Genomic DNA, 12,384 nt, shown 5'->3' with positions numbered 1-12,384 from the left:
ATGGGGCCAGATGATTGCTCTTATGCCCTCCCAACTTCTTGTCAGAGTACAGCCCGCTTTTCGTCTTTTCAGAGATGCTTTTGACCTGTTCAGGCAGAATGATCCGCTACGGTTAGCTTCTTCGGTAGCGTTTTTCACCTTGTTTGCCCTCCCGCCCATTTTAATTCTGGTGATCTCTTTGTTAGGGGTCCTGTTCAACGATGCGCTGATTACCGGCGAGCTTTTTGAGAAACTGACCAGTTTGGTAGGCGAAGACATTGCCGGGCAAATTGAGTTGATCTTGACCAATTTCCTGGATTTACAAGGCAATGGTTGGGCGGCGGCTTTCAGTTTCTTGTTTTTGACCTTTGTTTCCACCACGCTGTTTACCGTTATCCAGAATTCCCTGAACCAGCTCTGGAGCATCAAAGTACGGGGGCACCAGCATTTGAGAAGGGCTTTGCGCAACCGGTTCCGTGCGTTGCTTATCATTTTCTCCAGCGGACTTCTTTTTCTGGCTTTTCTGGTCATTGACGCCTCCCTCGCGTTTCTCAACGACCATTACCTGCTGGTAGATGAGCATTTTCAGCTGCGCCTGATCCAGGTCCTGAACCGCTGCTTCGGGCTTCTGGTGGAGACCGCCTGGTTTGCCATTATCTTCCGATATCTTCCTTTTGCGCACATGCCGGTACGCGCCGTTTGGGTAGGGGCCGCGGTCACTGCTTTTCTGTTCCTGTTGGGGAAAATGGTGCTGGCCCGAGTACTGATCAACAGTGACCTGGGTTCTTTGTACGCCACCTCAGGTTCCATTGTGGTTTTGCTGTTGTTCATCTTCTACTCAGCTATGATCTTTTTCTTTGGCGCCTGTTTCACCCTGGTCTACGCCCGCTACAAAAAGCAGCCCCTGCACCCCAAGTCCTTCGCCACCTTTTATGAGTGGCGGGAGGTGAACGAAGCCCCTTTGCTGTAAATCAGAAGGACCTTGTTTCTGGCCTGGTTTTCTGAAAGTAGATCTTAAATCGGAAAGGCAGACCTTCAAGAAGAAGAAGAAGAAGAAGAAGAAGAAGAACTCTGGGCTGTTGTTCGTTTCCGATGCATCACTAGGCAGTTTTTCAAGCGTTTGTTTGATTTTGTTTGCTTTAAGGGCTCTGCGGTTTTATATTGCTAGTCTTTCAAGGCTCTCCTGAGTCAACTTGTTGTTAATCACTAACATCTTTATGAAGAAAAGTAATTTATTTTGGCTGGCCTCGGCCTTCAGCGGGGTTGTGGCGGCCGGATGCTCCAAGCCTGCCGTGCAGCAGGCTACCACCACCGAGACAGCGGCGGTAAGCCAGTCTGAACCTGAGGTGAAAGGCGTAGGACTGAACATGGCGAACCTGGACCGCAGCGTTTCTCCCTGCGAGGATTTCAACCTTTTCGCCAATGGCGGATGGATCAAAAACAACCCCATTCCAGCTTCTGAGAGCCGGTGGGGCAGCTTCAATGAGCTCGCCGATAACAACAATGCCATGTTGCGGTCAGTGGTGGATGCGGCGGTGAAGCAAACGAATGCCACCAAAGGTTCTTCCACGCAGTTGGTAGGTGATTTCTACGCCGCTGGTATGGATTCTGCCGCTATTGAGCGCGCGGGGCTTACGCCTTTGAAACCCGAGCTGGACAGAATTAACGCGGTGAAAGACAGAAACAGCCTGCTGCAGACCATGGCCCGTATGCGGGTACTGGGTCGGGGCGGAGTGTTTGGTTTTTACGTAGGCCAGGACGACAAGAACAGCACCCAGTACATTGTCAACATCAACCAGAGCGGTCTGGGCTTGCCCGACCGTGATTATTACCTGAAAACCGATGCCCGCTCTAAGAGCGTGAAAGAGGAGTATCAGAAGCACATCGGCAATATGTTCCGTTTGCTGGGCGACAATGAGGCCACTGCGCGTAAAAACGCTGCCAAAGTGGTAGAGATGGAGACCCGTCTGGCTAACGCCTCCATGACCCGGGTACAGCAACGCGATCCGCATGCGACCTACAACAAAATGACCATTGCGGAGCTGCAGAAACTGGCACCTAACTTCAACTGGCCTACGCTCCTGAAAAACATGAACGTGACCGGGGCCAAAGAAGTGATTGTAGGGCAGCCTGCCTTCCTGAAGGAAGCCAACGCTATGCTGGCCTCTGTGCCGGTTTCTGACTGGAAAACCTATCTGCGCTGGCACCTGGCCCGTACCTCGGCGGCGTATCTGCCCCAGGCGTTTGTACAGGAAAGCTTCAACTTCAATAGTAAATTCTTGAGCGGCGCCAAAGAGATGCAGCCCCGCTGGAAGCGCGTGCTGCGTATGACCGATGCCACCATTGGCGAGGCGCTGGGCCAGGAGTACGTAGACAAAGCCTTCTCGCCTGAGGCTAAGGCCAAGGCCTTGGAGATGGTGAACAACCTGCGGGCCGCGTTCCAGGAGCACGTGAAGAACCTGGACTGGATGAGCGCCGCCACTAAGCAACAGGCGCTGGCCAAGCTAAATGCCTTCGCGGTGAAAATCGGGTACCCCGAGACTTGGGAGAACTACGAAGGGTTAACGGTTAGCCGTACTTCTTACCTGCAAAACGTGTTGAACGCTTCTGAATGGGGCTTCAGAGACAACGTGAGCAAATTGGGCAAGCCGGTGGATCGCGCCGAATGGGGCATGACGCCGCCAACCGTGAATGCCTACTATAACCCAAGCATGAACGAGATTGTATTCCCGGCCGGCATCCTGCAGCCTCCGTTCTTTGACCCTAAAGCCGATGATGCCGTGAACTACGGGGGTATGGGAGCCGTGATTGGGCACGAACTTACCCACGGTTTCGATGACCAGGGTAGTCAGTACGACCCAGAGGGCAACCTGCGTGACTGGTGGACCGCCGAAGACAAAGCCAAGTTCAAGCAGCGCACTGACCTGGTAGACCGCCAGTACAGCGCCATGCAGCCGTTGGATAGCGTGTTTGTGAACGGGAAACTGACCATGGGCGAAAACATCGCTGATATCGGGGGCTTGAACATAGCCTACACCGCTCTGCAGAAAGCCATCGCTAACAAGAATGTGGGCAAGATTGACGGCTTTACGCCCGACCAGCGTTTCTTCCTGGCTTGGGCCCAGATCTGGAGAACCAACGCCACCGAGAACTTCCTGCGCCAGCAAGTCCTGACCGATCCGCATTCTCCGGCTTCCTTCCGGATTAACGGACCTCTGTCAAACATGCCGCAGTTTTACAAAGCCTTTGGTTGCGCTCCTGGGAATAAAATGTACCGTCCAGACGCGGAGCGCGTGCATATCTGGTAATTTCCGTTTCCACAGCTTTTTAGTTAAACTATATCTATATGAAAAACGCACCTCAGAGATGGGGTGCGTTTTTTTAGATGCATTTTAGAGGAGGTTACCGGATGACTCTGACCTGCATGCCAATGTCGTTCACTGGCCATTTAGTTTGGTCTACCGGCACCGAGGCAATGCTATCCACCACCTCCATGCCTTCCACCACCTCGCCAAAGACCGTAAAGGTTTGATCCAGGTTTGGCGCCCCGCCCACGGTGCGGTAGAATTGTTTCTGGGCCGGGGTGAGTTTCAGGTTAAACTCTTTGATATTGGCCTGTAGCTCGTACTCAGGTAATTTGTGTCCCTGCACGATGTAAAAATCTTTGTTGGAAGACATTCGCTCTGGGTTTTCCTCATCTCCATAGCGCGCCATGCCCACTGCGCCTCGCTTGTGGAAATAATGAGGTTTTATCTCCGGCGGAATTTTATAGGAACCAATTTTCATGGTCTGGAAATCGGACCGGCCACCCTGGATCATGAAATCCTTCTCCACTCTGAAAAACACCGTTTTGTCAAAGAAGCCGTAATTAGCCAGCCGCACAAAGTTTGCGCGGTGCAGCGGAGTATCTTTGTACAACCTGATCTTGATATCCCCTTTGGGGGTGCTGATGAGTACCAAGGTGTCATTGGGATGCGCCAGCCCGTAAGCGGTAAGGGTATCGGTGACCACCTCCTGGGTAAGCACCGCCGGTGCCGGAGGAGGAGTGGGTTCTTTGGCTACAGCGGGGGCTTCCTGCTTCTGTTGGCAAGCTCCCAGCAAAGCAAAACCGAATACGAGCAGATACTTGGATGCCCCACAGGCTTTATTAGTGAATGGTAGCATTTACTCTTTGGTTAAATGGCATTGGTGAAAAAAGTAAAGCTAGAAGAAGCAGAACAGAATCGCAAAAGCAACCGTCATGGTTCTTAGTTTCTGCCTTTTATCTGATTTAGAAGCAGGAGCGTTCGTCTGTTTATATATAAGATTTCTATATTTAAGGTGCGTATACGTGTTTAAAAATAGAAATATTCAGGGATTTGGTTTGTACTTATAGTTTGTTCTTTCTAAATTGGTTTACATTCTGATAAATGTTTTCCCCTTTCCAAACCAAACAAATCCATCTATCTTATGAGCAACAAGTACCTTTCCGTATCCCGGTTTAAATTCCTGATTGGAGCTACCGTGGTCGCTTCTTCGTGTACGTTTCAAGGCTGTGAGCAGGTAGAAGATGCCGTGCAGCCGCAGGAACTAGCTGCTGTTTCTGACAGCGGGGCCCTCATTGCCGGTAAATACATTGTGGTTCTGAAAAGCGGAACCAACCTACGTTTGGCAGAAAGTGAGTCTTATGAGGCGAGACAACGCCAGGTGAAAGGCTTTGGGCAGCAGATCCTACGGGAACGCGGCCTCAACCCTGAAGCCATTGAGCACGCCTATGGGAAAGCACTTCAAGGGTTCAGCGTGGAACTCTCAGAGTCAGAAGTGGAAAAATTGCGTCGTGACCCTCGGGTTGATTCTATAGAGCAAGACAAAATCATCAGCTTAGGAAAACCTGGAGGAGGTGGCACAACGCCTACCATCCAAACTATCCCATGGGGTATTACCCGGGTAGGTTATGCAGATGGCACAGGAAAAGTTGCCTGGGTGATTGATACCGGCATTGACCTAACTCACCCTGACCTGAACGTTGATGTTTCAAAGAGCAGAACCTTCATCACCACCGGTAGAGATGCAAATGATGCAGACGACGGTAACGGACACGGAACTCACGTAGCGGGAACCATTGCCGCCAGGAACAATACCATAGGGGTGATTGGTGTGGCGTATAACGCTACTGTGATTGCGGTTAAGGTGCTGAATGCCCAGGGAAGCGGTACAACATCTGGTGTGATAGCCGGAGTGGATTACGTAGGTGCTAACGGAAAGGCCGGTCAAGTAGCGAACATGAGCTTGGGGGGAGGTGCTTCTACCGCCTTGGATAATGCCGTTTTAAATGCCTCTTCTAGAAGTGGCGTGATTTTCTGTCTGGCGGCTGGTAATGAGTCAGATCATGCAAATAACCATTCTCCGGCCCGAGTGAACGGTACAAACATTCTTACCATTTCCGCTATGAACAGCTCTGATTCCTGGGCTTCTTTCTCCAACTACGGGAATCCGCCGGTAGATTATTGCGCCCCAGGGGTGGGCATCCAATCTACCTGGAAAGATGGAGGATACAACAGTATCAGTGGTACTTCCATGGCGACACCGCACGCTGCGGGCGTGGCGCTTTTAAAAGGAAGAAATGTAGGAACGAGTGGCGCAGTGAAGAATGATCCAGACGGCAAAGCAGACCCTATCATTCACTTATAGAATTTGACTTATATACAGCAAGGCCGCCTCTGAACTCAGAGGCGGCCTTGCTGTTTTTGACCCTTTTTGATGAAAAGTGAATCAAAAGGTTTGTCTTAGAAGAAGGTCTAAAAGTAGACGGTGGCTTTTGGAGAGAAACTACCTTAAATCTGTGGTTGGGTTCTCCTCGCCAAGGGCAATGGGCTTATCGTTGCGGCACCATTCACTCCAGGAGCCCACATACAGTTTGGCATCGGTAATTCCTGCGCTTTCCAAGGCTAGGAGGGTATGACAAGCCGTGACCCCAGAGCCGCAGTGCACAATCACCTGGTCAGGGGACACGTCTTGGAGGATGGCTTTGTACTTGGCTTGCAGCTCATCAGGGGAAAGGAAGCGCCCGTCTGGCTGTAAGTTACCGGTTAAGGGAACATTCACCGCCCCGGGTATATGACCCGCCACGGGATCGATGGGCTCGCTTTCGCCTTTGTAGCGGTACGCATCCCGCACATCAATCACCAGGTAGTCTTTATATTTTGCCACCCGGCTTACTTCTTCCATATCTGCCATGGGGCGCTGCCAGGAAGAAACCGGGTAAGCGGTGGCAGGGGAAAGGGAGGGTGCCTCGTTAGAAACAGGAAAACCTGCCTCTACGGCAGCTTTCAATCCTCCATTTAAAACTTGGGCTTTTTGGTGCCCCACAGCCTTGAGCATCCACCAGAACCGGGAGGCAGCATTTGCCCCGTTTTTGTCATCGTAGATCACCACGTGGGAGGAAGGGTTAATGCCGAGTTTACCCAGGTAGGCGGCAAATGTTTCAAGAGGCGGAAGCGGGTGACGGCCTCCGTGGGCCGCATCCTCGGGCACGTCCGCTAAGTCTTTTTCCAGATCCACGTGTTGGGCATTGGCCAGGTGCTCCTTTAGGTAATCCTGGTAAGCGGTAGGGCCTTGCCGGGCATCAATTAAAACCAACTTTTCTTCTTGCGTCAATGAAAGTAAATCTGCCGGATCAAGGATGGGGTTTGACATAGGTGAAAGGTTGGTTTTTGGCTAGTGAACTGAGTTATAAACGATAGATGAGTTTCATCCTTAGTTTAAGAAAATAGGGCTGAAACAGCAGAATAGCTTATTCAGCTTTGGGGTCTTCGCAGTTGATGTCTTTGAATACCTGACTGATGGCATCCTCAGCGTTTCTGAGTTTTTGCTTGCAGAGTTTCAGAAGTTCTGAGGAACGCTGCACTTTCTGGGTCAGTTCATCCACGTCCACGTCATCGTTCTCAATGGCTTTCAAGATAGCCTCTAATTCTTGGGTTGCTTGTTTATAGGTAAGATTGCTCATAGCAGGTTTTAATTAGAAATAAGGAAGTTAATATCAAAAATCAAGATGAGGGTGGTAGGCAGCTAACTGGTTGGTCTGAGTTGTATCTACTTACTGATTCTTGATCTCTGATGAAGGTTGGGGTTAATCAAAAAGGTCTGGTTCTTTGGTTTTGGTGACTTTGCTGATGACGGAACCCGCCAAAAGCCGGGTTTGCAGAACATCGCCGGGGGTAACCTGGTCCAGGGACCGAAGCAGTTTCCCGTTTACGTAGGTAAGGGTGTAGCCTCGCATCAGCATGATTTCGGGGTCGTGCGACTTGAAATCCATTTCCATCAATTGGAGCTGGTGCCCCTTAATCTGCAGATGGTCTTTGGCGCCGTACAGCAGCCGCTGCTGGTTTTTCTGGAAATGCATCTGCGCTTTCTGTACCCGCTGCTTCGCCGATAACTGGATGCAATGCTCCACGTGAGTTACCCTGCGCTGGCCCGTTTCCAATTTCTTCAAACTGCCGGTTTCCAGTTGCAGCAAGTACTGCTGCTGCCGGGTGCCTTTAATCCGGAGCAGTTGGTCTACGGCGTGGGTCAGGCGTAACTCCTCGCACATGACGTGGCGCTGCTCTTCGGTGAGAAACTTCTGGGGCTTGTCAGACAGGGTACGGGTCTGGCACTCCAACTGGAACTGCCGTCTGTGCAGGTACTGGTTGGTTCCTTGCTGCACCTGCGCCGCCAGTAAGGCCACGCGCCGTTCCGCGGCTACGGCTAGTGTGGTGGCAGCATCCTTTATCTGCAGAAACACTTCCTCCATGCCCGCCTCAAACTCATTGAGCCGGTCAATCAAGAAAGCCGCAACGGCCGTCGGGGTTTTCAGAGGAGTGTGGGCCACCAAGTCGGTGATGGATTCATCGCGCTCGTGCCCAATCCCCGTCAGAACCGGCAAAGGCATCTGGGCCACCATAGAGGCTAGCTCATAGTGGTCAAAACACAGCAAATCGGTTTGGGAACCCCCGCCCCGGATGATCACCACCGCGTCAAACGCCTGCCTTTGTAACGAAACTCTGGACAACGCCGCTTTGATGGACGAAACCGCCTCAATGCCCTGCACGCTGGCCTCAAAAAGGGACAGCTTAAAGTCGTAGCCAAATGGGTTGTTGGCCAATTGGGCCACAAAATCCTGGTAACCGGCGGCGGTAGGCGAGGAGATGATCGCCAGCCGTTGCGGTACCTCGGGCAGCACCTGTTTTTGGTTTAATTTTAATAATCCCTCGGTTTCCAGGCGAGTAATGGTTTCCTGGCGCTGGCGGGCAAGGTCTCCAAGGGTGTAAGTGGGGTCTATGTCATGGATGTCCAGACTGAAGCCGTACAGTTCATGAAAGCGTGGGCTGGCATTGAACAGGATCTTAAGCCCTGCCCTAAGCGGATGCCCGGTCTGGGCCTCAAAATACTGGGCAATCTCCTGGTACTGGCGTTTCCAGATGGTGCCGCGGGCCTGGGCCGTGAGGGTGCTTTTAGAACCCGGTTCTTTATCGGTGAGGGTAAGATAGCAATGGCCGCTCTGGTGGTGCACCCGGGCCTCCGAAATCTCGGCGATGATCCAGTACCTGTGCGGAAGGGCATTCTCTATTTCTTCGCGCAGGCGCTTGTTGAACTCATAGAGCGTGAAAGGCCTGTTTGTGCTGATAGTAAACGAAATCTCTTCGCTTCTACTCTGAAAAAATGTCCCCATGCCGTGCGCTCCTCTTGTTTTCAGTCTGCTAAAATTACGGTTTTTATGAATGCCTCCAACTTGTTTGCTAAAAATTTAAGCATTTTGCTTTCGCCTCCTGTAGCTTAATTTCTTTCAAGCCAACCAGTTAAGTGCATCCTCTAAGTAAAGAAAATTTATGCAATAAAAGGCAACACAAAACGGCGACTTAGCGCACCAGAGAGAAAGCCTGAAAGGTCCGTCGGCCATTGGCTTCTTTCCTGATCTGGTTTTACCATTGATTTCCTAAAAACCCGCTGAAAATAGTAAACCCTCTTTTGCCCTTTGCGGGGAGACCAGATCAGGAAAGAAGCCAGAACACCTCTTGCACACGAGCCACTTCTGAAAGTAAAAAGGAGACGGAAACCGGTTGTCAGGAAAAAATCTCTGAACAGGCGAAATTATTACCAAAGTACAAATCCTTGGGAGGGCTCTTCGCGTTGTAAGAATCATTCCTATCTTTGGTCGCACCAATGGTGCGGGAAGGTCACGCACACCAGAAGAACCCTATGTCAAGTTTAGTACTCAGCGAAATTTACATTTACCCTATCAAATCTTTAAGCGGCATTTCCCTGACTTCTGCCCAGGTGCAGGAAAGGGGATTGCAGTATGACCGGCGCTGGATGCTTATTGATGATAGTGGCATTTTCCTGACTCAACGTAAAATAGCCGAGATGGCGCTCCTGCAGGTAGCCCTTTCGCCCGAAGGGCTGGTGATAACCCACAAGCAAAAAGAGTTAGCGCCTTTGCTGGTGCCTTATGAAACCAATAGTACCCGTTCTACCCTGGTCACCGTGTGGGACGATATCTGCTTTGCCTACATTGTCAGCCCGGAAGCGAATGCCTGGTTTACCGAAGCCCTGGGCATTAACTGCCGCCTGGTGTACATGCCTGAGAATTCTATCCGATTGATTGACCCTAACTATGCCAAGCACAACGAAAAAGTAAGCTTCTCTGACGGGTACCCCTTCCTCATCATTGGGCAGGAGTCGTTGAATGACTTGAACAGCCGGCTGGAGGAGCAGGTGCCGATCAACCGCTTCCGACCTAACTTCGTATTTACCGGCGGGCAAGCCTACGCCGAGGAGAAATGGAAAACCTTTAAGATTGGCGATGTCCTTTTTTACGGGGCCAAACCCTGCGGTCGCTGCAACGTGACCACCATAAACCAGGATACCGCCCAAGCAGGCGCCGAGCCCCTGAAAACCTTGTCCACTTACCAGAAGAAGGGCAACAAAGTGATTTTCGGGATGAACCTGATCGGCCTTTCCACAGGAACTGTCTCCGTAGGGGACCGTATCTCGGTGATGGAAACTGGTTCTGTGGAAGGATAATCGTACTCTTTCTTTAGAATCCGCCCTTTATCCTTTTTTAGTGTTGTTTTTTCCAAATCGGCCCTAAAATGGGGTACTGTTTTAAACTTGCAGAGACTGCGTTTCAGGTGTAATTTGCAGAACTTTGACCTAAAGTCTTTCCTTTCTTAAATGGTGCACACGGATAATGATTATGCCACAACAGGCTATGATGAAGTGCTAGAAGCCGCTTACCTGATTTATAAGCGGCAGGGTACCTCAGAAGAGTTCAGGGAGGCAAATAGGAGAGTAGTGGCTTCCATGGTTAGAACGCCTACGCATCGGTTGTTTGTGGACGCCCGGAACATGGGAGTGATTTCTCCTGAAGACCAGAAATGGGTAGGAAACACCATCATTGAACAATTAGCCCAGAACGCGGTAGGAAACTACCTATACATAGCCCTCTTAGTTTCTGAGAAAATATTTACCAAATTAGCGGTCAACACCATTGAGGAGATTTCTAACGGGAAAGGGATTTGTATGAACCGCCACTTTTTCTCCGGCACCGAGGCGAAGCATTGGCTGACCCAGCAAGTCCGCCGGCGTCAAGCTTGAAGCCCCGTTTATACCTCTTTACTTCTTTACACCAACATGACACAACATAGCCGTTACTTGATTACCGCCCTGGGCGGAGAAGAAATAGACCTTACCTACGCCAAGGAATTGAGAAGCAACAATTTGTTTCCTTTTGGGTTGCACAACTATGCTATTTACCAAACCCCCGAAGGTGTGTATGTGAAAGCCACGAACTCTGATAACCCCCAATTGATGCTGGACCAATACGAGGTGATTGAAGAAGCCGCCGCGCGCAACTACGCCCACCCGCACCACCGCATAGAAGAAGAATAATCCGCAGCACTTTCAGGATTGCCTACGTAGAATAACCCGATTGCCTGGGAGAGAAACCTTCTCCCCGGCAATCGGGTTATTGCTTTAAAGACTTGATAAAATGCTTCTTACTATATATTCTATTCGCTTACGATTCTTCTTTTTTCTTGTCCCCTTAGCCCTGCTGATGTTCACGGCCTGTAGTCCGCAGAATACGTTGCGGGGAGTGTTCAAAAAGCAGACGCCTTACGAAAAATACCAGGCGAGCCTGAAAGCCGCGAAGCTGGACGAAACCGCCTTGGGGCAGCAATGGGTAGCCGCCGGTGAGCGAGCCCTGCAACAAGCCGTGCCCATCACCCTTCCGTTCAAAGAAACCGGGTATTTTCCGGCAGACAAGCCCATGGCTGCCAGTTACCGCTTCACGGTAAAGCAAGGCCAGAAAGTGGCGGTGAAAGTGCAGACCCAGGGACGCGAAGTGCCCCAGGTGTTTATTGACCTGTTTGAAGCAAGCCCAGACAATACCGCCCAACCCAAACAAGTCTCTTACGCCGATACCACTGCCCAGAGTCTGGAGTATGAGATAGAGGAAGAGTTGCCGCACCTGCTGCGGGTACAGCCAGAGTTGCTCAGAAGCGGGCAATACACCGTCACTATTGAGACGGCGCCCATTCTTGCGTTTCCGGTGCAGGGCAAAGACAGCCGGGCCGTACAAAGCTTCTGGGGTGCTGAGCGTGACGCCGGGGCCAGAAAACACGAAGGTATTGACATTTTCGCTCCCCGGAATACCCCAGTGGTTGCCTCGGTGGAAGGCGTGGTTTCGCGGGTGAATGTGACACCCATCGGGGGCAAGGTGGTCTGGCTTTCTGATCTTAAACGGCAGCAAAGCCTCTACTACGCCCACCTGGACAGCCAATTGGTGCAGCCTGGCCAGCGCGTTTCCATCGGGGACACGTTGGGGCTTTTAGGCAATACCGGCAACGCCATCACCACGGCCCCACACCTGCACTTTGGCATTTACCGCTTCGGGGAGGGAGCCGTTGATCCATACCCGTACGTGCACCAGGATCGCACCAAACCCGCCTCTTTGCAGGCCGATGAGAAAAAGCTGGGCAATTGGGTGCGCGTGTCAAAAGCAAACGCAGCATTAAGAGAAGCGCCGGCCGCAAAGGCCACGTCGCTGCTTACGCTTCCGCAGCATGCACCGCTGCGGGTGTTGGCTGGTTCGGCGTCCTGGTACCGGGTGATGCTTCCTGATGGGCAGCAAGGCTACATTTCCGCTTCTTTGGTGGAAACGCTTGAGAAACCCATCCAGGCCGTGAAGTTGCGCCGCGAAGCTCCTTTATTAGAAGCCTCTTCTGCCCAGGCAGCCGCTCAGAAAAACTTATCCCCTGATTCTACGGTGCGGGTTTTGGCCAAGCAGGACGAGTTTTGGCTGGTGAAGGATCCCAAGGGTGACACCGGTTGGATTTCGGCCGAAATGGCCCACTGATCCTTTGGCAACCAGGGTTGAACATTCAC

Annotated in this window: 11 protein-coding genes; 7 read left to right on the top strand and 4 right to left on the bottom strand. The window is 51.5% G+C overall.

Annotated elements, in window-relative coordinates; genetic code table 11:
- Positions 1-22 precede the first annotated feature (22 nt).
- Together ACW9SV_RS00485 and ACW9SV_RS00480 are read left to right on the top strand one after the other, a co-directional pair.
- Positions 23-949, top strand: a complete 927-nt coding sequence (locus tag ACW9SV_RS00485; RefSeq protein WP_479554770.1) for a YihY/virulence factor BrkB family protein — start codon at positions 23-25, stop codon at positions 947-949.
- Between the two features lie 247 nt (positions 950-1,196).
- Complete coding sequence (locus tag ACW9SV_RS00480; protein WP_479554769.1) at positions 1,197-3,287, top strand: M13 family metallopeptidase; 2,091 nt, start codon at positions 1,197-1,199, stop codon at positions 3,285-3,287.
- Positions 3,288-3,381: 94 nt separating this feature from the next.
- Here the strand turns inward: ACW9SV_RS00480 and ACW9SV_RS00475 are convergent, their stop codons facing one another.
- Complete coding sequence (locus ACW9SV_RS00475) at positions 3,382-4,143, bottom strand: peptidylprolyl isomerase (RefSeq protein ID WP_479554768.1); 762 nt, start codon at positions 4,141-4,143, stop codon at positions 3,382-3,384.
- A gap of 285 nt (positions 4,144-4,428) precedes the next feature.
- On the opposite strand from ACW9SV_RS00475, the gene ACW9SV_RS00470 reads away from it, so the two are divergent.
- Entirely contained in the window at positions 4,429-5,649 is a 1,221-nt protein-coding gene (locus ACW9SV_RS00470) for a S8 family peptidase (protein ID WP_479554767.1), read from the top strand.
- 138 nt (positions 5,650-5,787) lie between these two features.
- On the opposite strand, the gene ACW9SV_RS00465 is transcribed toward ACW9SV_RS00470, so the two are convergent.
- The 3 genes from ACW9SV_RS00465 to xseA all read right to left on the bottom strand — a co-directional run bounded on the left by ACW9SV_RS00465 (position 5,788) and on the right by xseA (position 8,668).
- Positions 5,788-6,654, bottom strand: coding sequence for a sulfurtransferase (locus ACW9SV_RS00465; RefSeq protein WP_479554766.1), 867 nt, complete (start codon positions 6,652-6,654; stop codon positions 5,788-5,790).
- A gap of 97 nt (positions 6,655-6,751) precedes the next feature.
- On the bottom strand, positions 6,752-6,964 hold the full coding sequence (xseB, locus tag ACW9SV_RS00460) for an exodeoxyribonuclease VII small subunit (protein WP_479554765.1): 213 nt from the start codon (positions 6,962-6,964) through the stop codon (positions 6,752-6,754).
- Between the two features lie 123 nt (positions 6,965-7,087).
- Positions 7,088-8,668 carry an exodeoxyribonuclease VII large subunit gene (gene xseA, locus ACW9SV_RS00455; RefSeq protein WP_479554764.1) on the bottom strand — a complete coding sequence of 527 codons (1,581 nt, stop codon included), beginning with the start codon at positions 8,666-8,668 and terminating at the stop codon, positions 7,088-7,090.
- Between the two features lie 527 nt (positions 8,669-9,195).
- Here xseA and ACW9SV_RS00450 point away from each other — a divergent pair.
- The 4 genes from ACW9SV_RS00450 (at position 9,196) to ACW9SV_RS00435 (ending at position 12,355) form a co-directional block, all read left to right on the top strand.
- Entirely contained in the window at positions 9,196-10,020 is an 825-nt protein-coding gene (locus ACW9SV_RS00450) for an MOSC domain-containing protein (protein ID WP_479554763.1), read from the top strand.
- A gap of 150 nt (positions 10,021-10,170) precedes the next feature.
- Entirely contained in the window at positions 10,171-10,593 is a 423-nt protein-coding gene (locus tag ACW9SV_RS00445) for a hypothetical protein (protein WP_479554762.1), read from the top strand.
- A 36-nt stretch (positions 10,594-10,629) separates the two neighbouring features.
- Complete coding sequence (locus ACW9SV_RS00440) at positions 10,630-10,887, top strand: hypothetical protein (RefSeq protein ID WP_479554761.1); 258 nt, start codon at positions 10,630-10,632, stop codon at positions 10,885-10,887.
- A 100-nt stretch (positions 10,888-10,987) separates the two neighbouring features.
- Complete coding sequence (locus ACW9SV_RS00435) at positions 10,988-12,355, top strand: peptidoglycan DD-metalloendopeptidase family protein (protein ID WP_479554760.1); 1,368 nt, start codon at positions 10,988-10,990, stop codon at positions 12,353-12,355.
- Positions 12,356-12,384: the final 29 nt, after the last annotated feature.

It is taken from the genome of Rufibacter sp. JT20002 (genome assembly GCF_056491185.1).
Note: the sequence above shows the minus strand (reverse complement) of the source record. Positions and strands in the feature narration are given on the sequence as shown.